The organism is Brevundimonas bullata, from assembly GCF_014207965.1.
GTDB classification, from domain to species: Bacteria; Pseudomonadota; Alphaproteobacteria; order Caulobacterales; family Caulobacteraceae; genus Brevundimonas; species Brevundimonas bullata_A.
The window spans coordinates 56365-80970 of the sequence record NZ_JACHLM010000006.1; the positions used below are offsets into that span (position 1 = coordinate 56365).

22 protein-coding genes are annotated in these 24606 nt (G+C 66.1%); 8 read left to right on the plus strand and 14 right to left on the minus strand.

Going from position 1 to position 24606, the window contains the following annotated elements; all coding sequences use genetic code 11:
- Nucleotides 1–50 precede the first annotated feature (50 nt).
- Entirely contained in the window at nt 51–611 is a 561-nt protein-coding gene (locus tag HNP51_RS15365; RefSeq protein ID WP_221415961.1) for an Lrp/AsnC family transcriptional regulator, read from the minus strand.
- 99 nt (nt 612–710) lie between these two features.
- Here HNP51_RS15365 and hppD point away from each other — a divergent pair, with 99 nt between their 5' ends.
- A complete protein-coding gene (hppD, locus tag HNP51_RS15370) occupies nt 711–1781 on the plus strand; it encodes a 4-hydroxyphenylpyruvate dioxygenase (RefSeq protein WP_184273137.1) in 1071 nt (356 codons plus the stop codon).
- Between the two features lie 45 nt (nt 1782–1826).
- Here the strand turns inward: hppD and cueR are convergent, their stop codons facing one another.
- Together cueR and HNP51_RS15380 are read right to left on the minus strand one after the other, a co-directional pair.
- On the minus strand, nt 1827–2279 hold the full coding sequence (gene cueR / locus HNP51_RS15375) for a Cu(I)-responsive transcriptional regulator (RefSeq protein WP_184273134.1): 453 nt from the start codon (nt 2277–2279) through the stop codon (nt 1827–1829).
- Nucleotides 2280–2294: 15 nt separating this feature from the next.
- The gene (locus HNP51_RS15380) at nt 2295–4802 is read right to left on the minus strand and encodes a heavy metal translocating P-type ATPase (protein ID WP_224762239.1); all 2508 of its coding nucleotides are present in this window, start codon (nt 4800–4802) and stop codon (nt 2295–2297) included.
- Between the two features lie 159 nt (nt 4803–4961).
- On the opposite strand from HNP51_RS15380, the gene HNP51_RS15385 reads away from it, so the two are divergent.
- Together HNP51_RS15385 and HNP51_RS15390 are read left to right on the plus strand one after the other, a co-directional pair.
- Complete coding sequence (locus HNP51_RS15385; protein WP_184273131.1) at nt 4962–5156, plus strand: heavy-metal-associated domain-containing protein; 195 nt, start codon at nt 4962–4964, stop codon at nt 5154–5156.
- Nucleotides 5157–5167: 11 nt separating this feature from the next.
- Complete coding sequence (locus HNP51_RS15390; RefSeq protein WP_184273126.1) at nt 5168–5578, plus strand: DUF305 domain-containing protein; 411 nt, start codon at nt 5168–5170, stop codon at nt 5576–5578.
- A gap of 155 nt (nt 5579–5733) precedes the next feature.
- Here the strand turns inward: HNP51_RS15390 and HNP51_RS15395 are convergent, their stop codons facing one another.
- From HNP51_RS15395 to HNP51_RS15415, 5 genes are all read right to left on the minus strand, one after another.
- Nucleotides 5734–6063: a helix-turn-helix transcriptional regulator gene (locus tag HNP51_RS15395; protein ID WP_184273123.1), complete on the minus strand. Its 330-nt coding sequence runs from the start codon at nt 6061–6063 to the stop codon at nt 5734–5736.
- Nucleotides 6064–6143: 80 nt separating this feature from the next.
- Complete coding sequence (locus HNP51_RS15400; RefSeq protein ID WP_184273120.1) at nt 6144–7622, minus strand: efflux transporter outer membrane subunit; 1479 nt, start codon at nt 7620–7622, stop codon at nt 6144–6146.
- An 80-nt stretch (nt 7623–7702) separates the two neighbouring features.
- Entirely contained in the window at nt 7703–10882 is a 3180-nt protein-coding gene (locus HNP51_RS15405; protein ID WP_184273117.1) for an efflux RND transporter permease subunit, read from the minus strand.
- Entirely contained in the window at nt 10879–12099 is a 1221-nt protein-coding gene (locus tag HNP51_RS15410) for an efflux RND transporter periplasmic adaptor subunit (RefSeq protein ID WP_184273114.1), read from the minus strand. The genes HNP51_RS15405 and HNP51_RS15410 overlap by 4 nt, the downstream gene beginning before the upstream one ends.
- Before the next feature lie 172 nt (nt 12100–12271).
- Nucleotides 12272–13462, minus strand: a complete 1191-nt coding sequence (locus tag HNP51_RS15415; RefSeq protein WP_184273111.1) for an MFS transporter — start codon at nt 13460–13462, stop codon at nt 12272–12274.
- Nucleotides 13463–13538: 76 nt separating this feature from the next.
- Here HNP51_RS15415 and HNP51_RS15420 point away from each other — a divergent pair, with 76 nt between their 5' ends.
- Together HNP51_RS15420 and HNP51_RS18905 are read left to right on the plus strand one after the other, a co-directional pair.
- A complete protein-coding gene (locus HNP51_RS15420; RefSeq protein WP_184273108.1) occupies nt 13539–13814 on the plus strand; it encodes a metal-sensitive transcriptional regulator in 276 nt (91 codons plus the stop codon).
- A gap of 15 nt (nt 13815–13829) precedes the next feature.
- Nucleotides 13830–14588: a glutaredoxin family protein gene (locus tag HNP51_RS18905; protein ID WP_184273105.1), complete on the plus strand. Its 759-nt coding sequence runs from the start codon at nt 13830–13832 to the stop codon at nt 14586–14588.
- A 71-nt stretch (nt 14589–14659) separates the two neighbouring features.
- On the opposite strand, the gene HNP51_RS15430 is transcribed toward HNP51_RS18905, so the two are convergent.
- From HNP51_RS15430 to HNP51_RS15450, 5 genes are all read right to left on the minus strand, one after another.
- Nucleotides 14660–15754 (minus strand): cation diffusion facilitator family transporter, encoded by a 1095-nt coding sequence (locus HNP51_RS15430; RefSeq protein WP_184273101.1) that lies wholly within the window; start codon nt 15752–15754, stop codon nt 14660–14662.
- 113 nt (nt 15755–15867) lie between these two features.
- Entirely contained in the window at nt 15868–16719 is an 852-nt protein-coding gene (gene kdsA / locus HNP51_RS15435; protein WP_184273098.1) for a 3-deoxy-8-phosphooctulonate synthase, read from the minus strand.
- Between the two features lie 96 nt (nt 16720–16815).
- Nucleotides 16816–17733 (minus strand): cation diffusion facilitator family transporter, encoded by a 918-nt coding sequence (locus HNP51_RS15440; RefSeq protein ID WP_184273095.1) that lies wholly within the window; start codon nt 17731–17733, stop codon nt 16816–16818.
- Nucleotides 17734–17832: 99 nt separating this feature from the next.
- The gene (locus HNP51_RS15445; RefSeq protein ID WP_184273092.1) at nt 17833–19215 is read right to left on the minus strand and encodes an aldehyde dehydrogenase family protein; all 1383 of its coding nucleotides are present in this window, start codon (nt 19213–19215) and stop codon (nt 17833–17835) included.
- Between the two features lie 17 nt (nt 19216–19232).
- Nucleotides 19233–20885, minus strand: coding sequence for an acetolactate synthase large subunit (locus HNP51_RS15450; protein WP_184273089.1), 1653 nt, complete (start codon nt 20883–20885; stop codon nt 19233–19235).
- A 199-nt stretch (nt 20886–21084) separates the two neighbouring features.
- Between HNP51_RS15450 and HNP51_RS15455 the strand changes: the two genes are divergently transcribed.
- The 3 genes from HNP51_RS15455 (at nt 21085) to HNP51_RS15465 (ending at nt 24107) form a co-directional block, all read left to right on the plus strand.
- On the plus strand, nt 21085–21285 hold the full coding sequence (locus HNP51_RS15455; RefSeq protein WP_184273086.1) for a heavy-metal-associated domain-containing protein: 201 nt from the start codon (nt 21085–21087) through the stop codon (nt 21283–21285).
- Nucleotides 21286–21418: 133 nt separating this feature from the next.
- Entirely contained in the window at nt 21419–23143 is a 1725-nt protein-coding gene (gene poxB, locus HNP51_RS15460) for a ubiquinone-dependent pyruvate dehydrogenase (RefSeq protein ID WP_184273083.1), read from the plus strand.
- A gap of 211 nt (nt 23144–23354) precedes the next feature.
- Entirely contained in the window at nt 23355–24107 is a 753-nt protein-coding gene (locus HNP51_RS15465) for a PepSY domain-containing protein (RefSeq protein ID WP_184273080.1), read from the plus strand.
- An 83-nt stretch (nt 24108–24190) separates the two neighbouring features.
- Here HNP51_RS15465 and HNP51_RS15470 read toward each other — a convergent pair whose 3' ends face one another.
- A complete protein-coding gene (locus HNP51_RS15470; RefSeq protein WP_184273077.1) occupies nt 24191–24601 on the minus strand; it encodes a copper resistance CopC family protein in 411 nt (136 codons plus the stop codon).
- Between the last annotated feature and the right edge of the window lie 5 nt (nt 24602–24606).

The window sequence follows — 24606 nt, forward strand, 5'->3', positions numbered from 1 at the left end:
TTTCAAGCGCAGATCGCGGGATTCCGGCCGTGTCGATCCATGCGATCCGCCTAGAGCGGCACGGCGGTGGTGTATTTCACCTGGCTGAGCGCGAAGTGGGAGGCGGCGGTCGCCACATTCGGATGGTTCAGCAGATCGCACATCAGGAAGCGTTCGTAACCGGCGACGTCTGCGGCCACGATCCGCAGAAGGTAGTCCCATTCCCCGGACATGGAATGGGCCTCCATGACGTCCGGCCGGGTGGCGAGGTAGGCCTCGAAGGCGGTCCTGTCTGCCGGGGCGTGCGACCGCATCCTGACCTGGCACATCACGTTCACGCCCCGGCCGACCCTTTCGGCATCGACCAGTCGCACGGCTCCCTTCAGAATTCCCGCCTCTTCCAGCGCCCGGATCCGGCGCCAGCACGACGCCGGAGACGATCCGGCGAGCTCCGCCAGGGCCACATGGCTCAGGCCGGCGTCGCCCTGTAAGGCGCGCAACAGCCGACGATCGACATCATCCAGCACTCTTTCTTTCATGAACTCGTCCATTCTGGAATTGGATTTCATATCACGCTCAAATTCGAGCCGCTTTGAAAGGCGATCCTCGCCTATCCGGTCTACAATGACCACGATGGCGCAGCCTCCTCGCGAGCTCTGGCCTCACCTCCCTCGCGCGCGCCTGCGCCATCTGTCACAGACGCGCCGTCAAAGAATGCCGGAGACACCCCCATGAGCATCACCCCCGAGAACCCCATTGGTCTGGACGGCTTCGAATTCGTGGAATTCACCAGCCCCGATCCCGAGGCGATGACCACCTTGATCGAACGCCTCGGCTTCGTCGCCACACACCGTCACCCGACGAAGGCGGTGGTTCGCTACAAGCAGGGGCGCACCAATCTGCTCGTCAACAGCGAAGCGACCGGACAGGCGGCTGCGTTCCGGGCGCTGCACGGGCCTTCAGCCAGCGGTATGGCCTTCCGCGTGGCCAACGCTCGCCAGGCCTATGATCTGGCCCTGTCGCGCGGTGCGCGCGCCGCCGACGCCGCCGCCGGCGCGCTCGGCGCTGACGCCATGGTGCTGGAAGGCATCGGCGGCTCCTACCTCTATCTCGTCGACCGCCACGGCGCAGCCGGGTCGCTGTACGACGATTGGACCGAGATCGACGGATGGCGCGAGGCCGAGGCCGCAAACAGCGTCGGCCTCGATATCCTGGATCACCTCACCCACAACGTCCGTCGGGGCCAGATGCGGACCTGGTCCGGCTTCTACAACCAGATTTTCGGCTTCGAGGAGCAGAAGTATTTCAACATCAAGGGCCAGGCCACCAGCCTCATCTCCCAGGCGATGATCGCGCCGGACAAGGCCATCCGCATTCCGCTGAACGAGAGCGAGGACGACCAGTCCCAGATCGAGGAGTTTATCCGTGAATACAACGGCGAGGGCATCCAGCACTTGGCCATGACCACGGATAACATCTACGAAACCGTCGAAGCCCTGCGCGCCCGTGGCGTACGATTGCAGGACACGATCGAGACCTATTACGAACTGGTCGACAAGCGGGTGCCCGGCCACGGCGAGGATCTGGAGCGGCTGAAGGCGAACCGCATCCTCATCGACGGAAACGTCGGCGAGGAAGGCATTCTGCTGCAGATATTCACCGAGAATCTGTTCGGACCCATCTTCTTCGAAATCATCCAGCGCAAGGGCAACGAAGGGTTCGGCAACGGCAACTTCCAGGCCCTGTTCGAATCGATCGAGCTCGACCAGATCCGGCGCGGGGTGATCAAGGTCGACGCCTGACCCGGCGCGGGGGTCGGATGCATATCATCCGACCCCCGTCATCGCTCAGACGCGCGACTTCAGTTGACCGACCCCGCCAGCCGACCGGACACCGGTCGGCGGCGCTTCCGAGGTTTCTTCCAGATCCATTAGGATCGGACAGTCGGGGCGATTGTCGCCCGCGCAACAGGCGATCAGCGTCTGCAGGGTTTCAGACATCTGCCTGAGGCTGGCGATTCGCGCATTGAGCACCGCGATATGCGCGCTGGCGATGCGTTTTACATCAGCACTTTGACGCGACCGGTCGTTCCACAGACTCAGCAGGTCCTGAATCTCAGCGACGGAAAAACCGAGGTCGCGGGCGCGCCGGATGAACCGGAACCGGTGCACGTCCGCGTCCGAATAGTCGCGATAGCCCGACTCCTTTCTGTCCGCCACCGGGATCAGTCCGGTCTGCTCATAGTAGCGGATCATCTTGGCGGATACGCCGGAAGCCTTAGCTGCCTGACCGATATTCATACTGATCTCTCCTATTCACCCAAGCCGTCCCGCGCCATCGCCCTCGCCGCCCTGCGGCGACCGGAAGCCACGCAGCCGCAGGGCGTTGCCAAGCACGAACACGCTGGACATGGCCATGGCGCCCGCCGCGAACACGGGCGACAGCAAGACACCCCACACAGGATACAGCACGCCGGCGGCGACAGGGATGAGCGCGGCGTTATAGACGAAGGCCCAGAACAGGTTCTGGCGGATGTTGCCGATGGTGGCCCGCGACAGGGCGATGGCCGTGGCCACGCCCTTCAGGCTGCCCGACATCAACACCACATCGGCCGCCTCGATGGCGATATCCGTGCCGTTGCCGACCGCCAGGCCCACATCCGATTCCGCCAGCGCGGGGGCGTCATTGATGCCGTCGCCGACGAAGGCGACCCGGCCATGCTCGCCCTTGAGACGGCGGACCGCCTCGACCTTGCCGTCCGGCAACACCTCGGCCACGACTTCGTCGATGCCCAATTGGCGGGCGATGGCGGCGGCGGTGCGGCGGTTGTCGCCGGTGATCATCGCCACCTTCAGGCCCAGTCCGTGCAGGGCGGCGATGGCCGCCGGAGTGCTGGCCTTGATCGGATCGGCCACCGCGATGATCGCCGCCAGACGTCCGCCGATGGCGGCGTAGAGCGGCGTCTTGCCCTCATCGCCCATGCGGCCAGCGGCGGCGGCGAAGACGCCCACGTCCAGTCCCAGTTCGCCCATGTAGCGATCCGAACCGATCTGCACGGCCTCGCCGTCCACTGTCGCGGTCACGCCACGTCCCGTAACGGACTCAAAGGCCGAAACCAGCGGCAGCGTCAGACCCTCGGCCTCGGCGGCCTCGACAATGGCGCGGGCGATGGGGTGTTCGGACTTGGCCTCGACCGCAGCCACCAGAGCCAGAACGCGGGCGCGCTCCATGCCGGGTTCAATCTGCAGGTCCGTCAGGGCGGGACGACCTTCCGTCAGGGTGCCGGTCTTGTCGACGGCCACGACCTTGGCGTCCTTGAGCAGTTGCAGCGCCTCGCCCTTGCGGAACAGCACGCCCAGTTCGGCGCCGCGACCGGTGCCGACCATGATGGAGGTCGGCGTCGCCAGACCCATGGCGCACGGGCAGGCGATGATCAGCACAGCCACCGCATTGACCAGGGCGAAGGTGAGCGCAGGCGACGGACCGAACACCAGCCAGACCAGGAAGGTCAGGGCGGCAACAGCCATGACCGCCGGAACGAACCACATCGTCACCTTGTCGACCAGCGCCTGGATCGGCAGCTTGGAGCCCTGGGCCTGTTCGACCATGCGAATGATCTGGGACAGCATGGTGCCGTCGCCGACCGCCGTGGCGCGGAACACCAGGGCGCCCTTCTGATTGACAGTGCCGCCCACCAGAGCTGCGCCCGAAGTCTTGGCCACAGGGACCGGCTCGCCGGTGATCATGGATTCATCGACATAGCTTTCGCCCTCGACGACTTCGCCGTCGACCGGAACGCGCTCGCCGGGACGGACCTCGACCAGATCGCCAGCCGCCACCTCGGTGATGGCGATTTCGACCATCATGCCGTCGCGGCGCACGCGCGCGGTCTTGGCCTGAAGCCCGACCAGACGCTTGATGGCCTCGGAAGTGCGGCCCTTGGCCTGGGCCTCAAGGAAGCGCCCCAGCAGGACCAGGGTGACGATGACGGCGGCCGCCTCGTAATAGACATTGACCGTTCCCGCCGGCAGTAGCGCCGGAGCGAAGGTCGCCACCAGGGAATAGGCATAGGCCGCCAGGGTGCCGACAGACACCAGCGAGTTCATGTCCGGCGCCAGACGCCCCAGGGCGGGCAGACCCTTCTTGTAGAAACGCGCGCCCGGCACGGCCAGCACCAGCGTGGTCAGGGCAAACTGCAGATACCAACTGGCCTGCATGCCGATGGTCCCTGCGATCATCGCATGGACGCCCGGAATGAGGTGCGACCCCATCTCCAGCAGGAAGACCGGAAGGCTCAGAGCGGCGGCGATGATCAGATCACGCTTCAGGGCGGCGCGTTCGGCGTCCTTGCGCTCGGCCGCTTCTTCGCCCGCATCCGCAGCGTCGCTCAGCGGACGCGCCGTATAGCCCGCGCCAGCCACGGCGGCGATCAGGGCCGACACGTCCGCCGCCCCCTGGATCGTGGCCCGTTCTGTGGCCAGGTTCACGCTGGCGCTCACCACGCCCGGCGTCGCCTTCAGCGCCTTTTCGACCCGCCCGACGCAGGACGCGCAGGTCATGCCCTCAATCGCCAGTTCGACGCTGGCGGCCGGAACGGTGTAACCGGCCGATTCCACAGCCTTGACGAGGTCTGCCATCTGGATCGGTCCGCTCGCCTGGATGTCGGCCCGCTCCGTGGCGAGGTTGACGCTGACCGCGGCCACGCCCGGCGCCTTGCTGATGGCGCGTTCGACGCGGCCGACGCAGGACGCGCAGGTCATGCCTTCGATCGGCAGACTCAACGGGGAGCCGACGGTTTTCGTCGGCGCATAGGGGGCGTTCATCGCGCGATCCTCACACGGGTGACTAGAGTTCGCAGGGATGATGGGGCTTCCCATTGTTGGAATGTCAACTCCCCAAAAAAAGTCGCGACCATCCTTGACCTTCCAACGATGGCAAGGGGCATTTCATCTCTCACCAACCGATGCGAAAGGACTTTTCCCATGCAGTTCCACGTCGAAAACATGACCTGCGGCTCGTGCGTGAAGCACATCACCCAGGCCATCGCCACGGTGGATCCGAACGCCCGTCTCGAGGCCGATACGGTGTCGCGCACCATCTCGGTGACCACCACCGCCGACGCCGACGCCATCCAGCAGGCGCTGGCGGACGACGGATACACCGCCCGGCCCCTCTGAGCTCTTCCGACATGCAAGCGAAGGCTCTCACCGTCATCTTCATCGCCGGCGTCGCCCTGGCCGCCAGCGGTCTCGCCTATGCCCAGTCCCAGATCGTCAAAGGAGATTCGGAACACGCCATGACCCAGAACAGCCACGCCAATCACCCCGCCCCCGTCCCTTCCGGCAATCCTGCCGTGCGCGCCTATCAGGAAGCCAACGACCGGATGCACGCCGACATGACCATCGATTTCACCGGCGACGCCGACGTCGATTTCATGAAGGGAATGATTCCACACCATCAGGGGGCCATCGACATGGCCCGCGTCGCGCTGGAACATGGACGGGATCCGGAGGTTCGCCGGCTCGCCGAGTCCGTCATCACCGCCCAAGAGGCGGAGATCGCCATGATGCAGTCCTGGCTCGATACCCGGAACCGGTAAAGGCCGCCCCTTCGCCGCCCGTCCGTTCCCTCCCCCGATGTGACGGTGGAGTTGGCGTCATCGGACAGAAACCTTCGAGAACGCCATGGCAGGCGCACCAGTCCCTGGTGCGCCTGAACCCTTTTCCGAACAGCGCCCAATCGCCGCCGTCGTCTTCAGGCGTCCTCATCCTCATTGATGTGGTGAAGCATGTCGATCAGCACATGACTGACATGATGATCGGCCACCTCGTAGAAAACCTGCCGCGAGGAACGTTCTCCCCGGACCAAGCGCGCCCCGCGCAGAAGCCTGAGATGGTGGCTGACGAGGGTCTGGGACAGGTCCAGGCTGTCGGCGATCTGCTTGACAGGCTTCGGGCCATTCAGACAGAACATGAGGATTCTCAGACGGGTCGGATCGCCCAGCAGACGAAAGGTCTCTGCAAGAGCCGACAGTTGGCGCGTATCCAGCGCTGGCACCTTTTCGTCGCTGGCCCGTTCCGACATGGCGTACGCTTCCCCGCATCATTAAACATATGGCGATGTCTTCACCTGTTCATGTATCGTGAGACAGGGCGTCGCTCCAATCAAGTGCGACCGCCTGTCTGCGTCTGTTCGGTCCAGCCGCCGCCCAGCGCCTTGTAGAGGGTCGTCAGATTGCTCAGCCGGGCCAGACGGGCGCGCAGCAGCGCCTGTTCCGATCCATAAAGGGTGCGCTGGGCGTCCAGAACCGACAGCGAACTGTCCTCGCCTTCCTGATGCCGCCTCTGCGCCAGATCATAGGCGCGGCGGCTCGCATCCACCCTTTGCTGTTCGGAAAGGATCTGTCGTTCGAGGGCGTCGCGCGCGGCAAGCCCATCGGCGACCTCCCGGAAGCCCGCCTGAACGGCCCGCTCATAACGCGCCACCTCGATTCTCTGCCGCACCTTGGCGAGGTCCAGATTGGCCGACAGGGCGCCGCCGTTGAAAATCGGCAGGCTGAGCCGGGGCGCGAAACTCCAGCTTCTGGTTCCGGCGCTGAACAGATTGTCCAGATCGCTGCTGGCCGATCCTGCCGAGCCCGTCAGGGTGATCGTCGGAAAGAAGGCCGCGCGCGCGGCGCCGATATTGGCGTCGGCGCCGCGCAGCATCTGTTCGGCGGCGCGGATATCCGGTCGTCGGTCCAGCAGATCGGATGGCAGACCGGCGGGCAGGTTCGCCTCGACCACATCATCCGGCAGCGGTTCGCCCGCCCATGCCTGAAGCGTCCGGGCCAGGTCCGCATCCAGAGGCTGGCCGATCAGCAGGGTCAAGGCGTTGAGATCCTGAGCCGCCTGCCGTTCGTAAACCGCCTGATCCGCCTCGGCGGAGCGAAGCGCGATCTCGGTCCTGCGGACATCGAGTTCGCCCGCCTCCCCGACCTCGGCCAGAAGCTGGGTCAGTTCATGAGAGCGCCGCTGGGCTTCGGCGGTGTCCCTGGCCAGTTCCAGCAGGGCCTGATCGGTGCGCAGGGTGAAATAGGCGGTCGCCACCTCCGACACCAGACTGAGTTGCGCGGCCGTCCGCGTCTCGTCCAGCGCAAGCCAGGTCGCCAGGGCCTGGTCATTGAGGCTGCGCACACGGCCCCAGAGGTCCAGCTCCCAGGCCGTGACCGCCCCGCCCGCCTCATAGGCGCGCGTCACCTCGGACTGACCGGTTGGGCTGAGATCCGCCGGCGTCCTCTGCGACACGCCCGCGGCGACGCCGTCGATGCGGGGCAGGCTGTCAGCGCGCCGGATGCGATACTGGGCGCGCGCCGCCTCAACATTCAGGGCGGCGACCCTCAGGTCGCGGTTGGCGTCCAGTGAGGTCGCGATAAGCTGTTGCAGGACCGGATCACGAAAGACATCGCGCCAGCCCAGATCAGCCGCCGCAACCGCAGCCGGAGCGGCCGCCTGATCCGCCTGCGAAGGATAGGCCGCCGCCACCGGCGCGACGGGCCGCACCGTCGTCGGCGCCATGGCGCAACCGGCCACCGCAAAGACCGCCGACAGGGCGACGCCGTAAGCGAGCCTGCGGCCCGGACGAAGCAGAGAAGAGGATTTCATGGAGTCATTCTCCTTGTGGGTTGGCCGCGTCGTCCTCCGTCCTGACCGCGAGGGCCGTTGAACGGAGGACGACCACGGCATCACTCGGCCGTCGGCGCGATGTGTCGGGCCGCATTGCGGCGGCGCTCACGACGCAGTTCGAAACGGCGCACGATCACGTAGAAAACCGGGGTCAGCAGCAGACCGAACAGGGTCACGCCCAGCATCCCCGAGAAAACGGCGATGCCCATGGCGTGCCGCATCTCCGCCCCCGCGCCCGTGGCCAGCACCAGCGGCACGACACCGGCGATGAAGGCGAGCGAGGTCATCAGAATGGGCCGCAGACGCAGACGGGCGGCTTCCAGAACGGCGCCGAGCGGATCGACCCCGTCATGTTCCCTGGCGCGGGCGAACTCGACGATCAGGATGGCGTTCTTGGCCGCCAGCCCCACCAGCACCACAAAGCCGATCTGGGTGAAGATGTTGTTGTCGCCCCCCGACAGCCACACGCCGACGATCGCCGACAGAAGGGCCATGGGCGCGATCAGCAGCACCGCCAGAGGCAGGGACCAGCTATTATACTGGGCCGCCAGGATCAGGAAGGCGAGCAGGACCGCCAGCGGGAAGACATACATGGCCGTGTTGCCCGCCTGCTTCTCCTGGAACGTCAGATCGGTCCATTCATAGGTCATGCCCGCCGGCAGGGTTTCCTGCACGATCCGCTCGATCGCCGCCGTCGCCTGGCCTGAAGAATAGCCGGGCGCGGCGCCGCCGCTGATGTCGGCGGACGGATAGCCGTTATAGTGCATGACCCGGTCCGGTCCCGAACTGCGCGTGATGCGGACCAGAGAGGCCAGAGGGATCATTTCGCCCGAGGCGTTGCGCACCTTGAGCTGGCCGATGTCCTCGGCCTGCTGACGGAACGGCGCGTCCGCCTGGACCATGACGCGATAGGTCCGGCCGAAACGATTGAAGTCGTTCACATACATCGAGCCGAGATTGACCTGCAAAGCCTCGAAAACGGTCGTCAGGGGCACGCCCATGGCCCGCGCCTTGACCCGGTCGATATCGACCTGAATCTGTGGCGCATTGGTCTGGAAGCTGGCCAGCATGCCGGCCAGTTCCGGCGTCTGATAGGCCTTGGCCATGACCTCGCCCTGGGCCTTGGCCAGGGCGTCGAAGCCCAGTCCCGCCCGATCCTCGATCTGGAGTTTGAACCCGCCCATGGCGCCCAGTCCCGGCACCGGCGGCGGCGGGAAGACGCCGATGAAGCCGTCGGGAATCTGGCTGAACTGCCCCATCAGGCGACCAGCGATGGCGTTGGCCGACAGATCAGGCGTCTTGCGCTGGTCGAACGGGTCCAGCATCACGAACATGAGGGCCGCATTGGGGATGTTGGCCCCGCCGTTGACCGACAGACCAGGGAAGGCGACGACGCTTTCGACGCCGGGCGTCTTCAGAGCCGTATCGGACACCTGCTTCACCACCGCCTCGGTGCGGTCCAGAGAGGCGCCCGTGGGCAACTGAACCACGCCGACCAGATAGTATTTGTCCTGCGGCGGCACGAAACCGTTGGGGATATGGTTGAAGCCCAGCCACGTCAGGCCGATCAGACCGCCATAGACGATCAGAACCAGTCCCGTGACCCGCACCGCGCGCTTCACCGACCAGACATAGCCGTTGGACGCACGATCAAAGGCGCCGTTGAAGCGGCGGAAGAAGCCGCCGAACAGGCGATCGATGATCCGGGTCAGCCGGTCGCGCGGCGCATCGCCGTGGTGCGGCTTCAGCAGCACGCCCGCCAGGGCCGGAGACAGGGTCAGAGAGTTGACCGCCGAGAAGATGGTCGAGATGGCGATGGTCAGGGCGAACTGGCGATAGAACTCGCCCTGCAGGCCCGACAGGAAGGCGGAGGGAATGAAGACCGCCGCCAGCACCGAGGTGATGGCCAGGATCGGCCCCGTCACCTCGTCCATGGCCGCGCGCGCCGCCTCCTTGGGCGACTTGCCCATGGCGATGTGACGCTCGACGTTTTCCACCACGACGATGGCGTCATCGACCACGATGCCGATCGACAGCACCAGGCCGAACAGCGACAGGGTGTTCAGCGAGAAGCCGAACAGATGCATCATCGCAAAGGTCGCCACCAGCGAGATCGGCACCGCCACCAGCGGAATGATCGAGGCGCGCCACGACTGAAGGAACAGCACCACCACCAGCACCACCAGCAGGATGGCTTCCACCAGGGTGACGCTGACCGACTTCAGCGAAGCCCGGACGAAGACCGTCGGATCATAGGCGATCTGATATTCAAGCCCCTCGGGGAACTCGGTCTGCAAACGATCCATGGCGCCGCGAACGGCGTCGGACACGTCCAGCGCATTGGCGCCGGGGCTCTGGAAAATCTGCATGGCCACGGCGGGTTTGCCGTTCAGCAGGCTGCGCATGCCATAGGCGTCGGCGCCCAGTTCGATGCGCGCAACATCACGCAGGCGCGTAACCTGCCCCTCATCGCCCGACTTGATCACAATGTCGCCGAACTGCTCTTCGGATGTCAGCCGCCCCAGGGTGTTGACGGTGATCTGGGCGGCCGCCGAGGCGTTGGGCTGCTGGCCGATGGAGCCGGCGGCGACCTGGACGTTCTGTTCGCGGATGGCCGCGACCACGTCGCCGGCGGTCAGGCCGCGCGCCGCCACCTTGTCAGGATCCAGCCACGCGCGCATGGCGTATTCGCCCTCGCCGCCCAGAACCACGTCGCCGACCCCCGGCAGACGCGCCAGTTCATCGCGGATATGCAAGCGCGCATAGTTGGAGACGAACAGGGAATCATAACGATCGTTGGGCGACCGCAGGTGGACCACCATCAGCACGTCAGGCGACGTCTTCTGGGTGACGACCCCGATGCGCTGCACCTCTTCGGGAAGACGCGGCAGCGCGCGGGCCACACGGTTCTGGACCTGGATCTGGGCCAGGTCAGGGTCCGTGCCCTGTTTGAAGGCGACCGTCAGGGTCATGCGGCCGTCGGTGGCCGCCTGAGAGCCCATATAGAGCATTCCCTCGACGCCGTTGATGGCCTGTTCCAGCGGCGCGGAGACTGTCTCGGCGATGACCTGGGGATTGGCGCCGGGATAGCTGGCCGTGACCTGCACCGTGGGCGGCGTCACCTGGGGATACTCGCTCAGCGGCAGGCGCATGAAGGCCAGCCCCCCGGCGATCAGCATCAGGACCGAAAGCACGACCGCAAAGATCGGCCGGTCCACAAAGAAACGGGGAAATTTCATCGGGCGGCCTCCGCCGACGGGGCCGCCTGCTCAGCAGGGGCCGCAGCCCCCGTCGCAGTCGCAGCCGCAGTCGGGGCGGCCGCCATGGGCTGCGGCGTCACCTTCATGCCGGGACGCACCAGTCCCTTGACGATGACAGTGTCGCCGGGATTGAGGCCCGTCTCCACCACACGCATCCCGTCAACCACGGGACCGAGCGACACCGGGCGATATTCAGCGGTGTTTCCTTCACCCAGAACCATGACATAGGTCTGGCCCTGTTCAGCGCCGACCGCCTGATCGTCGATCAGCATGGCCTGACGCGGCGCCCCGGTATCCAGTCGGATCCTGGCGAAAAGACCCGGCGCCAGTTGACCGGACGGATTGGCCACGATCGCACGCGCGCGGATCGTTCCAGTGCCGCGATCGACCTGGGCGCCGAGGAAGTCCAGCGTGCCCTGATGCGGGAACCCGTCTTCGCTCATCAGCCCGATCTGGACCGGAAAACGCCCCGCCCGGCCCGAGCCGTTCGGACGGGCGCGCTGTGCGAAGTCGAGATAGGTCGCCTCATCCATGTCGAAATAGGCATAGACGGGGTTCACCGAGACGATGGAGGTCAGCGGCGTGGTTCCGGCGGCCACAATATTGCCGGTCGTCGCCAGCACCCGATCGACCCGGCCGCTGATCGGCGCGGTCACGCGGGTGTAGGACAGGTCCAGACGCGCGGCGGCGACGGCGGCGCGCGCGGCGGCGACCTGGGCCTCGGACTGACGCGCCTTGCTCTGGGCGTTCTCAAGGGCGCGGACCGGTATGGCGCCGCCGGGCGCCAGTTGCTCAGCCCGCGACAGATCGGACTGAGCCTGCGCCAGCAGGGCCTCGGCCTGCCTCAACTGCGCCTGGGCGCCGTCCAGCGCGACCTGGAATGGTCTGGGATCGATCTGGAAGAGCAGTTGCCCACGCTGGACCAGCCCGCCTTCCGGCACGCTGACCCGGATGATCGGGCCGCTGACCTGGGCGCGCAGCTCGACGGTATCGGGCGCAGCGAGGTGTCCGGTGAATTCCGCAGCCGGTGCGATTTCCCGCATGACGACCTTGGCGACGGGAACGGCGGGCGCTCCCGGCGGGGCGGAAGCGGCGGCCGGCACGCCCCCGCCCTGTGTTTGCAGAACATAGATCAGCCCCGCCGCGGCCAGCAGCCCGGCGGCCGCGATCACGGCGGTCTTCTTGTTGAAGCGCATCGGTCGTCCCCTTGGAAATCGCCGCAGATTCGACACTGATCGAAGGCGGCTTGGCGCTGATTTCCATGGGTGATGCAGATTCCAACGCTAGGAAGGTCAAGCGTTGAATCGCTGATATTCGAACAGCCGACGTCCAGACGTCCGCGGAACGCCGGGCCTCAGGAACCGGCGATCAGATCGAAGGGGGCGCGCTTCGCCGCGCGGCCTGCCACAGCAGGGGCGCCAGAATCAGGGCGACAGGCGGAAACAGCAGCCAGTTGATGGCCTGCCAGCCGGAGGTGTTCAGCACGGCCCCCGCCAGGAAGGACACGATGGCGGTGGCCCCGAAGACGAAGAAGTCATTGGCGCCCTGGGCCTTGCCCCGCTCCTCGGCCGTATGACAGTCCGTCACCATGGCCGTGGCCCCGATGAAGCTGAAATTCCAGCCCACGCCCATAATCATCAGCGACAGCCAGAAATTGGCCACCGCCATGCCTGACAGGGCGACAGCCGCCGAGACGGCGATCAGCACCATGCCCACGGCGGCGACCCGCTCCTTGCCGAAACGCCCCATCAGCCGTCCGGTGAAGAAGCTCGGCGCGAACATGGCCAGCAGATGCCACTGGATGCCCAGCGCCGCGCTGTCCACCGAATGGCCGGCGTTGACCATGGCCACCGGGGCGGCCGTCATGACGAAAGCCATCAGGCCGTAGGACACCACGCCCGTCGCCACCGCCAGGATGAAACGCGGAACGCGCATGATCTGACCCAGAGACCGGCCGCCGCCGGCGCCGGACTGAACGACCGCCGGCGGCGAACGCAGCAGCAACAGGACCGGGATGACCAGCAAGGCCAGGGCGGCCTGACTGAGGAAACTGCCGACGTAGGGCGTGCCCGGCACGGCGTCCCGGGTCCAGATGACCAGTTGTGGGCCGACGACGGCGGCGACCAAGCCGCCGACCATCACCCAGGAAATCGCCTTTGCTTTCAGGTCTCCTTCGGCGCCGTCGGCGGCCGCGAAGCGGTAGCTCTGAACATAGGAGCCGTAGAGACCGGCGGTGAAGGCGCCTATGCAAAAGAGCCAGAAGGACGCGATGAAGATGCCGAAGGCCGCCACGAGACCGGAGGCGACGCCGAACAGCGCGCCCAGCAGATAGCCGTTCCGACGACCATGTCGCCGCATGATGAAGGCCGCCGGCGGTGCGCCGAGGGCGAGGCCGACGCCGAACAGACTGACTGGAAACGTGACCCAGGCGGGATCGGCGGCCAGGTGCTGCCCCACCAGACCGCCTAAGGACATCACGATCGGCGGGCTGGCGCCGCCCAATGCTTGGGCGGCGGTGAGGACGGCCATGTTTCGGCGGGCGATCGACTGATCAGTCATGAAGACCTTCGGGAGGGAGGCCGGGCGGGAACAAATCGGTGCTTTGCACGATACCTAGCCAGGGTATGGTAGACACATGCAGGCCAGAGACGTCAAATCAATCCGCTCCGCCCTGAACCGGATTTCCGGTCAGGTTCGCGGCGTCAGCCAGATGGTGGAGGACGGCCGTTACTGCATCGATATCCTTTATCAGGTCCATGCCGCCCGCGCGGCCCTGGCCCGTGTCGAAACCCAGATTCTCAAATCGCACGCCGCGTCCTGTGTCGAGGAAGCGATTGCGTCAGGCGACGCCGCTCAGCAGCGCGAAAAATTCACCGAACTGGCGGAGTTGTTCGCCAAAGCGAAACTCTAGAACCCGGAGGGAACCATGGCCTCACCCGCCAAACGCGCCGAAATTTACCGAATGGTCATGCCGGGCCACACCTGCCCCTATGGCCTGAAGGCGCTGCACCTGCTCAAGAGTCAGGGCTATGCGGTGCAGGATCACCACCTCGCCTCGCGTGAGGAAACCGACGCCTTCAAGGCCGAACACGGCGTCCAGACCACGCCCCAGACCTTCATCGACGGCCAGCGGATCGGCGGCTACGACGACCTGCGGCGCTTCTTCGGCAAGCGAGTGCGCGACAAGGACGAAGTCACCTATACGCCCGTCATCGCCCTGTTCGCCATGGCCGCGCTGATGGCCGTCGCGGCGGGCTGGGCCGCCTATGGCGAACTGATGTCGGTGCGTGTCGTCGAATGGTTCATCGCCATCGCCATGTGTCTTCTGGCCCTGCAGAAGCTCAAGGACGTGGACGCCTTCGCCACCATGTTCCTGAACTATGATCTGCTGGCCAAGCGCTGGGTTCCCTATGGGACGATCTATCCCTTCGCCGAAGCACTGGCGGGTGTGCTGATGCTGGCCGGGGCGCTGATGTGGGTTTCGATCCCGGTCGCCCTGTTCATCGGCGGCGTGGGCGCCGCATCGGTGTTCAAGGCGGTCTATATCGACAAGCGTGAACTGAAATGCGCCTGCGTCGGCGGCGACAGCAAGGTGCCGCTGGGTTTCGTCTCGCTGTCGGAAAACCTGATGATGGTCGGCATGGCGATCTGGATGCTCGTCAAGCCGATGACCATGGGGCACTGAGCGGAAGCTCATCCACGAGCCTCCGCACATAGCCTGTCCGGCGCCGGTCGCCCGGCGCCGGATCACCTGCCTCAGTGGGCGTGCGCCCTGCGCGCCCCCGCTGCGGACTTTGGCTCGTGATCGTGACCGGCGTGGTCATGATCTCCATGATCATGGCCCGAATGGTCGTGATCCGAATGGTCATGACCAGAGTGATCGTGGCCAGAGCGATCGTGGGCATCATGGTCATTGACCGGCGGCGACGACAGGCTGCACACCACGGACCCATCGTTCCAGTCCACGGCGACGGTGGGATGCTCAATACTGAACCTGGACTTCAACTCCCGCTCAACAGCGATCGCCACGGCCCGCGCCTGAGCGTCGGATTCCGGACGCACATGCAGGGTCGCCAGGGTGCGGCCTGACGTGATCTGCCAGACGTGGACGTGGCTGACCTCGGCCAGACCCGGCACCTTGGCCTTCAGGTGAGCCGTCACCGCATCAGGCGCGGCGTTGTCAGGCGCGCCTTCCAGCAGGATGTGCAGCGACTTGCCCAGCAGCTTCCAGGCGCTGCGCAGGATCAGCAGCGAAACCAGCACCGACAGGATCGGGTCGATCGGCGTCCAGCCCGTCAGGGAGATGATGATCGCGGCGGCGACAGCACCGACCGAGCCAAGCAGATCGCCCATCACATGCAGGGCCGCGCCCTTGATGTTGACGTGTTCGGTGTCGCCGCGGGTCAGGATCCAGAACACCAGGATGTTGACCAGCAGGCCCGCCACGGCCACCCAGAACATCGGGCCGGCCAGAACGGCGTGCGGTTCCTTGAAGCGGTTCCACGCCTCAAACAGGATCCAGCCGACGATGGCGAACAACGTCACCGCATTGACGAAACCGGCGACGACCTCGAAGCGCATATAACCGAAGGTGCGCTTGGAATCGGCCATGCGGCGTCCGAAGCGGAACGCCAGATAGGCCAGCGCCAGCGCGATGGCGTCGGTCAGCATGTGGCCGGCATCCGCCAGCAGAGCCAGCGAGCCGGACGCCAGACCGCCGATCACCTCGACGATCATGAAGGTGAAGATCAGGCTGAAGGAAAGCAGGACCTTGCGTTCATTGTCGCGCGTCACGGTCGGCGCGTGAGAATGGTCGTGGTCGTGTGAGTGTTCGTGATGAGAATGAGACATGGAGCAGCGCCCGCTGAAAACAGATAACATATGAATACGTATTCATATGTTATCTGTCAACGCCATTCGCACATGCCGCGTCTGATCGTAGCGCGCCTGCGAGACGCCCGGCTTCAGGTCAGGTCGACGGGATCGAAACTCTTGACCAGATGGTCCACCGCCTTGACCTGCTCCAGCACCGCGCCCAACCGATCCAGCGGCAGGGCGCTGGGGCCGTCGCAGAGCGCCCGGTCCGGGTCGGGGTGCGCCTCCAGAAACAGACCCGCCAGTCCCAGGGCCAGCCCCGAGCGGGCCAGTTCCAGCACCTGTTCACGCCGCCCGCCCGACTGGGCGGCGCCGGGGGCGCGCGTCTGCAGGGCGTGGGTGGCGTCAAAGACGATCGGCGCCCCGCCAGTGACTGCCTTCATCACGCCGAAACCCAGCATGTCCACGACGAGATTGTCATAGCCGAAAGAACTGCCGCGCTCGCACAGGATGACATCCGGGGCGCCGAAATCGTCGAATTTCTCGACCACATGGGCGATTTGCTGCGGGCTCATGAACTGGGGCTTCTTGACGTTGATCGCGCGTCCGGTGCGCGCCAGCGCCTCGATCAGATCGGTCTGGCGCGCCAGAAAGGCCGGAAGCTGAAGGATGTCGCAGACCTCCGCGACCGCCGCAGCCTGCTCCGGCCAATGCACGTCGGTCAGCACGGGAACCGCGAATTCGCTGCGAACCTCCTGAAGAATGCGCAGCCCGGCTTCAAGACCCGGACCGCGATAGGATCGGTTCGAGGACCGGTTGGCCTTGTCGAAAGAGCCCTTGAACACAAAAGGCACGCCCAGTCGCTGCGTCTGCGCCTTCATCGCCTCGGCCACGGTCATGGCCAGATCGCGGCTTTCCAGCACATTGACCCCGCCGATCAACACCATCGCCCGACTGTTGTTGAAGGCGACCTCCCCGATCGTGACTGTCTTCATGGTCATCTCCTGACGGAATTGATCGGCCCCAGGGGACGGACTGTCAGTCAGCGCCCCTTGGAACCAGTTCGCTGTCGGCCGAACACGGCCCGAAAAACAGGCTCAGATCGGCGCGGGTCGCCGCAAGGCGCCGGGGGCGTCAACCTGAACGGTGACGTGATCAATGGCGTGATGGGTTTTCAGCCAGTTCGCCACAAGGGCCGGCAGGGTGATCGGATCGATCCCCGGCGCAGGCGTGACATGGATGGTGGCCACCACGGTTTCGTCGGTCAGGGTCCAGGCATGGAAATGGCCCGCTTCCTCGATCTCGGGCAGGGTCGCCAGATCCGTCTCGGCCTTGCGCGCGTCCAGTCCGCGCGGCACCGCCTGCAACAGAACCCGCAGCGATTCCTTCACCAGCGACCAGGCCGAGCGCACGACCAGCAGCGCCACCAGAACCGACAGCAGCGGATCAAGCAGCGTCCAGCCCGTCAGCATGATGCCGATCGCCGCCGCGATCGCCCCGACCGAGCCCAACAGGTCGCCGACCACGTGCAGCAGGGCGCCGCGCAGATTGCTGTCGCCCTTGCGGCCGCGCGACAGGATCCAGGCCCCGACCAGATTCACCACCAGACCGATGGTCGCGACAATCAACATCGGCCCGGCCATGACCTCGACCGGCTGGTTGATGCGGTTGACGGCCTCCCAGGTGATCCAGGCCACCAGCAGCAGCAGCGATGCGCCATTGGCCAGCGCCGCCAGCACCCGCACGCGGTGATAGCCATAGGTCCGCACGCCATCGACGGGACGGCGCGCCACCCGATAGGCGATCAGCGCCAGCAGCAGGGCGGCGGCGTCCGACACCATGTGGCCGGAGTCCGCGATCAGGGCCAAAGAGCCGGACATCCACCCGCCGATGGCCTGAATGGCGGCGTAACCGGCGGTGAAGATCAGGACGAAGCGGATGCGCCGCTCGTTATCCGCCGTCACCACCTCGCCGTGGTCGTGCCCGTCGCCCTCATCATGCTTCGCCGACGCCATGTCCATCTCCGATCCTTCTGGATGCAGGCCTTCCCGCATCGACAATCCTTTCGGCCCCATGCGTCAAGGCCGCCCTCATCCGCAACGACCGTCAGGGTCTCAACCCCGGCGGAGCACGACCATCTTCTCCTGCGTCATATCCCGCAGGGTGTAACCGATCCCGCCGGTCCCGTACCCGGAGGTCCGACGCCCGGCGAAGGGCATCCAGTCGGTCCGGAAGGTGGTCGGATCGTTGACCATGACCGCCGAGGCGTCCAGCCGGTCCGCCGCCCTGAGCGCGACACCGATGTCGCGAGCGAAGACACTGGCCTGGAAGGCCGTCGGCAGAGCGTTGGCGCGCGAGATCGCCTCGTCTAGATCCTGGTAGCGGTAGAGAGCCAGCACGGGCCCGAACACCTCCTCGCGCGAAATCCGGGCCTCGGCGGGCGGATCGAGCAGCACCGCTGGCTCCAGGGTTGTCGGCGACAGGCGCCCTCCCCCGATGGCCAGACGGGCGCCGCCCGCGACCGCCTCTTCGATCCAGGCCGCCACCCGATCAGCCTCACGCCCCCGGATCAGCGGGCCGACCTCGGTGTCCTCCCGCGTCGGATCGCCCGTGCGCAGAGCCGCCACGCGGGCGACCAGTCGCTCCGCGACGGCCTCGAAGACCACGTCATGCACATAGAGCCGCTGGGTCGACACACAGACCTGCCCGGCATGATAGAAGGCGCCTTTCACGACAGGCTCGATCAGGGCGTCAAGATCCGCGCTACGATCGACGATGGCCGGCGCCGCGCCGCCGTGTTCCAGCGCGGAACGCACGCCGGGCGCCAGGCGTGAATGCAGATACCATCCCACGCGGGCCGAGCCGATGAAGCTGAGAAAGGCGATGCGCGGATCCGTGGCGAGCCTTTCGGCAAGCGCGGTGTCCGCGGTGATCAGGGTCTGGCACCAGGCTTCCGGCAGGCCCGCCTCCCGGACGAGGGCGACGAGATCCAGGCAGGACAGGGGCGTAGCCTCGGCCGGCTTCACAATGACCGGACAACCGGCGGCGATTGCGGGCACGATCTGGTGCACGATCAGGTTCAGGGGATGGTTGAAGGCCGAGATCGCGGCCACCACCCCGATCGGCTCCCGAGTCGTGAAGGCCCAGCGGTCGTCCGATGCGGGCGACAGGCCCATGGGGATCTCGCGTCCGGAGAAGGTCCTGAGCTCGTCGGCGGCGTTCCGGACCCCGTCGATGGCGCGAACGGCCTCGATCCGGGCGTCGGCCAGCGGCTTTCCGCCCTCGCGCGCGATTTGCATCGCGAAATGCTCCCGTCGCGCCTCCATCAGTTGGGCCAGTCGCCGAAGGACGGCCACCCGCTCATGCGGTTTCAGCCACCGGTCACGGTGCGTGAAGAGATCGCGGGCGGTCTGCAACTTTCGCTCCAGCGCCGCCGCGTCGTCAGTCTCGATCCCGGCGATGAGGGCCTGGTCGTAGGGTTGTACGATCTGCAGCATAATATTCTCCGGCACGCTCAGGACAGGTCGATCGCCGACGCCCGGGTCTTCAGCTCATCGACCAGCACCCGGGTGTTCTCGGAGTAGTCGATGGCGCAGTCCACCAGGTGAACGCCGCCGCCGGCGAACGCGGCCTCCAGCACAGGGCCAAGATCCGCCGCCGACGTCACGCGGGAGCCCTTGGCGCCGTAGGCCTCGGCGTAGCGCACGAAGTCCGGATTGCCGAAGGTCATGCCGAAATCCGGAAAATCGTCGACCGCCTGCTTCCAGCGGATCATGCCATAGGCCCCGTCGTTGAGGACCAGGACGACGAGATCGAGGCCCAGACGGACGGCCGTCTCCATCTCCTGGGAGTTCATCATGAACCCGCCGTCGCCGCACACCGCCATGACCCGCCGGTCGGGATGCAGCATCGCCGCCATCATCGCCGACGGCAGACCCGCCCCCATGGTCGCCAGTGCATTGTCGAGCAGGAGGGTGTTGGCCACATGGGTCCGGTAGTTCCGGGCGAACCAGATCTTGTACATGCCGTTGTCCAGACAGACGATCCCGTCGTCCGGCATGACGGCGCGGACATCGCGCACCAGGCGCTGTGGCGTGACCGGGAAGCGATCCTCGTCCGCCCGGTCTGCAATGCGCGCCAAGATGCTCTGGCGCAGTTCCAGCATCCGTGTCTGGGGCGCCAGTCGCCCCGACAGGCGCCGGGCCAGCCCCGAGGCCGTCGCCCCGATATCGCCGATCACCTCGGCATCCGGATGATAGACCTGCTCGACCGTCGCCGACTGGACCCCGACATGCAGCACCTTCGGCCCCCCGGCGTCGCGCATCAGGAACGGCGGCTTCTCGACCGTATCATGGCCGATGGCGATGATCAGGTCAGCCAGTCCGATCGCCTCATGCACATAGTCGCCTTCGGACAGGGCCGCCGTGCCCATGTAGAGGTTCGAGCCGCCATCCACGGCGCCCTTGCCCATCTGGGTGTTGAAGAAGGGCAGGCCCGTCGCGCGAACAAAGGCGGACAGCGGTTCGACCAGTCGCGGACGATTGCCCCCGGCGCCGATCATGACCAAAGGGCGCTGCGCCGCCAGGATCATCCCGGCTGCCCGATCAAGGGCGGCCTCGGTGGCGACAGGCCGTTCCAGGGCGTGAATGGGAATGGGCGCGACATCCGCCGTCTCGGACGCCACGTCCTCGGGCAGTTCAAGATGCACCGGACCCGGGCGCTCCTCCATGGCCACGCGGAAAGCGTCGCGCACCACGGTCGGGATGCTGGCGGCGCTCAGAATCTGCCGGGTCATCTTGGTCAGGGGGCGCATGGAGGCGATTACGTCCACGATCTGGAAGCGCGCCTGTTTGGCCGTCATGATCGCCTTCTGGCCGGTGATCAGGATCATCGGCATGGCCCCCAGATGGGCATAGGCGGCGCCGGTCGAAAAGTTCAGGGCGCCGGGACCAAGCGTCGCCAGACACACCCCCGGCTTGCCGGTCAGGCGGCCATAGGTGGCGGCCATGAAGGCTGCGGCCTGCTCATGCCGGGTCAGGACCAGTTCAATCTTTGAATTGCGCAGGGATTCCACAAGATCGAGGTTTTCCTCGCCCGGCACGCCGAAGATGCGTTCAACGCCCTCGTTTTCGAGCGCGCTGACCAGAATGTCGGAACCCTTGGGCATCGAAGCCTCCCTTCAGTGAGCGGACGGACCGATTCCGGCGCCGCGCCCGGGAACGCCTCGGCTGACCAGCCCTTCGCAGGCAGGATGGGCCTTTCAACAGTGGCAAGGTCAAGCCCGGAATTATCATTCCGGCGGAGGCTTGACATTGCCACTGTTGGAAGCCGGACCGTGGTTTTCCTGCAAACCCAAGGAGATCGCCATGATCCATCTCAGCATTCCGAAAATGGCCTGCGGAGGCTGCGCCAGCGGCGTCACGAAGGCCATCCTGGCCCTGGACCCCGACGCCCGGGTCGACACCTCCACCGAGCGACGCGAGGTCACGGTCGACACCGTTTCGAACCAAGCCCAGGTCCAGTCCGCGCTCGCCGAAGCCGGCTACCCCTCGACACCTGTCGCCTGAGCCGTATCGGGCAGGGATCTCCTCCGCGCATGAAGAGATCCCGCCTCCCGGGCGGCGACGCTCGCCCCCTGTCCGATCCGGTCGCGGGATCGTCACAAGGTTTGGCCAGGATCGCCAGCCAGAGGAGTTCGAAATGACCGAAACCGTCGCCGACCTTATCGCCGAAACCCTCGCCGACGCAGGCGTGACCCGCATATGGGGGGTGACCGGCGACAGTCTGAACGGACTGAACGACAGTCTGCGCCGCATGGGCCGGATCGACTGGATGTCGGTGCGCCATGAGGAAACAGCCGCCTTCGCAGCGGGGGCTGAAGCGGCGATCACCGGGGAACTGGCCGTCTGCGCCGGCAGTTGCGGCCCTGGCAACCTGCACCTGATCAACGGTCTGTTCGACTGCAAGCGCAACCATGTGCCGGTGCTCGCCATCGCCGCCCACATTCCCTCCTCCGAGATCGGCCTGAATTATTTTCAGGAAACCCATCCCCAGGAGCTGTTCCGGGAGTGCGCGGATTTCGTCGAGCTGATTTCCAATCCGGCCCAGCTTCCCGAAATGCTTCACCGCGCCCTGAACGTTGCAATCGGACAGAAGGGCGTCGCCGTCCTCGTGTTGCCGGGTGATGTGGCGCTGGCCCCGTCGCCGGTATCCCCAACGCCCCGCTATACGGCGCCCCGCCCGCCCCGGATTCTCCCCCCCGAGGACGAGATGGATCGCTTCGCCGCCCTGCTGGATCAGAGCCAGGCCGTCACCATTCTCGCGGGCAGCGGGTGCGCCGGTCATCATGACGCCCTGGTCGAGCTGGCCGAGCGGCTGAAGGCTCCGATCGTCCACGCCCTGCGCGGCAAGGAGCATGTCGAATGGGACAATCCCTTCGACGTGGGCATGACAGGTCTGATCGGCTTCTCGTCCGGCTATCACGCACTGATGTCCAGCGACACCGTCCTGATGCTCGGCTCCGACTTCCCGTATCGCGCCTTCTATCCGAAGGAGGCGCGAATACTTCAGGTTGATCGCGATCCGGGCGCCCTGGGCCGGCGCGCGCCCCTCACACTGGGTCTGGTCGGCGACGTCGGCGAGACCCTGACGGCGCTCCTGCCCCGGTTGAAGGCGAGACCTGACCGCGACTTCCTCGACCGGGCCCTAAAGCACTACGCCTCAGCGCGTCAGGCGCTCGACGACCTTGCGACCCCGTCCGTCCGGGGACGCCCCATCCATCCCCAGTATCTGACCCGCCGCATCGACGAGATCGCGGCCAAGGACGCCATCTTCACCGCCGATGTCGGCACCCCGACCGTCTGGGCGGCGCGCTATCTGACGATGAACGGGCGGCGGCGGCTGCTCGGCTCGTTCAACCACGGCTCCATGGCCAACGCCATGCTGCAGGGGATCGGCGCCCAGGCCGCCGCGCCCGACCGCCAGGTCGTTTCCCTGTCCGGAGACGGCGGCTTCACCATGATGATGGGCGACTTCATCACACTGTCGCAGCTCGACCTGCCGGTGAAGGTGGTGGTCTATAACAACGGTTCTCTGGGCTTTGTGGCCATGGAGATGAAGGCGGGCGGCTATCTGGACACCGGCACCGACCTGAAAAACCCCGATTTCGCCGCCATGGCCCGCGCCATGGGGGTCAAGGGCATCCGGGTCGAGGCGTCCGACGATGTCGATGCGGCGCTCATGGAAGCCTTCGCCCACCCCGGCCCGGCGCTGGTCGACGTGGTGACGGCCAAGCAGGAACTGGTGATGCCGCCGAAGATCCAGCTTGAACAGGCCAAGGGCTTCAGCCTCTATATGCTGCGGGCGATCATCAACGGACGTGGCGACGAAGTGGTCGAACTGGCCCGCACGAACCTGCGTCGCTAGCTCCGCCGCCGACGGCTTTGAACAGCCCCCTGCGCCGATCTTGCCGCCGCCTTTCCCGGCGTTAAGGTGAAACGCGGCGTCGGTCAGACAACCGAGTCTCAAGGGGGAGATCAATCTTGACCAGCCGCGCCTGCCCTACCCTTGCCTGTCCTGACTTTGCCTGTCCGGGCCTCTCCTGTCTGACGACGCCGGTCGCTGTGGCTCCAAGCGAATGAAGCTGCTTCGTCTTTCCGCCCAGATCCACAAATGGATCGCGGTTCTGGTCGGTTTGCAGATACTGTTCTGGGTCGGCGGCGGTCTGGTCATGACCGCCATTCCGATCGAGACTGTCCGTGGCGAGCACAGGGTGCGGACGGCGCAGCCCCAGGCGCTGGACCTGACCGGCATACGCGCCCTCGACGCGGTCGTCGCCGAGCGGAATCTGACGCCGACGCGCGCCGAGCTTAAATCGACGCCGCGCGGCCCCGCCTGGCTGCTGACACCGACGGAAGGCGCGCCGATCACCCTGGACGCGCGCACGGGTCAGACGTTTGCACCGCTGGAAGCAGACGAGGCCCGGCGACTGGCGACGGCTGTTTATCGCGGCGGGGCCCAGGCCGTCGCGGCGACGCGGCTCAACGACGCCAAGCGCGAGACAGGTCGCACGGGTCCGCTCTGGCGTGTCGATTTCAATGACCGGGAAAAAACCCGTTTCTACGTCTCGCCCGACACCGGCGAGGTCATAACGCGCCGGTCCGCCGTCTGGCGTCTGTACGACTTCTTCTGGCGCCTGCACATTCTGGACTTCAAGACAGGCGAGAACTTCAACCACCCGCTGCTCATCGCCGCCAGCGCCCTGTCGCTCGTCGTCGTCCTGTCCGGCTTCGTGCTGCTCTGGATCAGGCTAGAGCGCGATTTCGTGCAGTGGCGCGTCCGTCGCGGCGGCAAACCGCGCCGGACGTCGGGACGGACAGGCAATTCCTGAAGGCGCCGCCCGGTCGTCATGGCGGCGGTCAGGCAATGGCGATGACGCCGGGATCATCCGGCGTCATCGCTCGCCTCAGGGGGTCAGTGAACCATGAAACGCACGGCGCCGTTCACGGCTTGCCCATCAGCGCCCTGAGCGGTCCAGTTCAGGGTGTAGTTGCCCGCCGCGAGACGCGGCAGGGCCGTCGAGACCTGCCTGGACGCCGCCGCCGCCGTCACCGGCGCCTGAATGGCCGCACGGCCCTGCGGCGTGATGGTGACGCTGCGCAAGGTCATCGGCTGAGGGAAAGTCGCCGAGAAACGCTGCGGCGAGCCATTCAGCATGGCCCCGTCCGCCGGGACGGTGACGACGCCGCTCGGCGTCGCCGCCGAAGCCTGGGCGCGCGGCGCAGAGCCATGGTCGCCGTGACCGGCGTGGCCCTGTTGCTGGGCCAGAACCGGCGTGGCGATGAAAACAGCCGCGACAGCGGCCAGCAGGGTGGATTTACGCATGTCTT

Coding starts and splice junctions, on each gene's coding strand:
- HNP51_RS15395 (WP_184273123.1), bottom strand. CDS start 6,063: ATGTCGGAACGGGCCAGCGACGAAAAGGTGCCAGCGCTGGATACGCGC.
- HNP51_RS15455 (WP_184273086.1), top strand. CDS start 21,085: ATGATCCATCTCAGCATTCCGAAAATGGCCTGCGGAGGCTGCGCCAGC.
- HNP51_RS15385 (WP_184273131.1), top strand. CDS start 4,962: ATGCAGTTCCACGTCGAAAACATGACCTGCGGCTCGTGCGTGAAGCAC.
- poxB (WP_184273083.1), top strand. CDS start 21,419: ATGACCGAAACCGTCGCCGACCTTATCGCCGAAACCCTCGCCGACGCA.
- HNP51_RS15420 (WP_184273108.1), top strand. CDS start 13,539: ATGCAGGCCAGAGACGTCAAATCAATCCGCTCCGCCCTGAACCGGATT.
- HNP51_RS15405 (WP_184273117.1), bottom strand. CDS start 10,882: ATGAAATTTCCCCGTTTCTTTGTGGACCGGCCGATCTTTGCGGTCGTG.
- HNP51_RS15445 (WP_184273092.1), bottom strand. CDS start 19,215: ATGCTGCAGATCGTACAACCCTACGACCAGGCCCTCATCGCCGGGATC.
- HNP51_RS18905 (WP_184273105.1), top strand. CDS start 13,830: ATGGCCTCACCCGCCAAACGCGCCGAAATTTACCGAATGGTCATGCCG.
- HNP51_RS15390 (WP_184273126.1), top strand. CDS start 5,168: ATGCAAGCGAAGGCTCTCACCGTCATCTTCATCGCCGGCGTCGCCCTG.
- HNP51_RS15400 (WP_184273120.1), bottom strand. CDS start 7,622: ATGAAATCCTCTTCTCTGCTTCGTCCGGGCCGCAGGCTCGCTTACGGC.
- HNP51_RS15440 (WP_184273095.1), bottom strand. CDS start 17,733: ATGGCGTCGGCGAAGCATGATGAGGGCGACGGGCACGACCACGGCGAG.
- HNP51_RS15380 (WP_224762239.1), bottom strand. CDS start 4,802: ATGAACGCCCCCTATGCGCCGACGAAAACCGTCGGCTCCCCGTTGAGT.
- cueR (WP_184273134.1), bottom strand. CDS start 2,279: ATGAATATCGGTCAGGCAGCTAAGGCTTCCGGCGTATCCGCCAAGATG.
- hppD (WP_184273137.1), top strand. CDS start 711: ATGAGCATCACCCCCGAGAACCCCATTGGTCTGGACGGCTTCGAATTC.
- HNP51_RS15430 (WP_184273101.1), bottom strand. CDS start 15,754: ATGTCTCATTCTCATCACGAACACTCACACGACCACGACCATTCTCAC.
- kdsA (WP_184273098.1), bottom strand. CDS start 16,719: ATGACCATGAAGACAGTCACGATCGGGGAGGTCGCCTTCAACAACAGT.
- HNP51_RS15470 (WP_184273077.1), bottom strand. CDS start 24,601: ATGCGTAAATCCACCCTGCTGGCCGCTGTCGCGGCTGTTTTCATCGCC.
- HNP51_RS15410 (WP_184273114.1), bottom strand. CDS start 12,099: ATGCGCTTCAACAAGAAGACCGCCGTGATCGCGGCCGCCGGGCTGCTG.
- HNP51_RS15450 (WP_184273089.1), bottom strand. CDS start 20,885: ATGCCCAAGGGTTCCGACATTCTGGTCAGCGCGCTCGAAAACGAGGGC.
- HNP51_RS15415 (WP_184273111.1), bottom strand. CDS start 13,462: ATGACTGATCAGTCGATCGCCCGCCGAAACATGGCCGTCCTCACCGCC.
- HNP51_RS15465 (WP_184273080.1), top strand. CDS start 23,355: ATGAAGCTGCTTCGTCTTTCCGCCCAGATCCACAAATGGATCGCGGTT.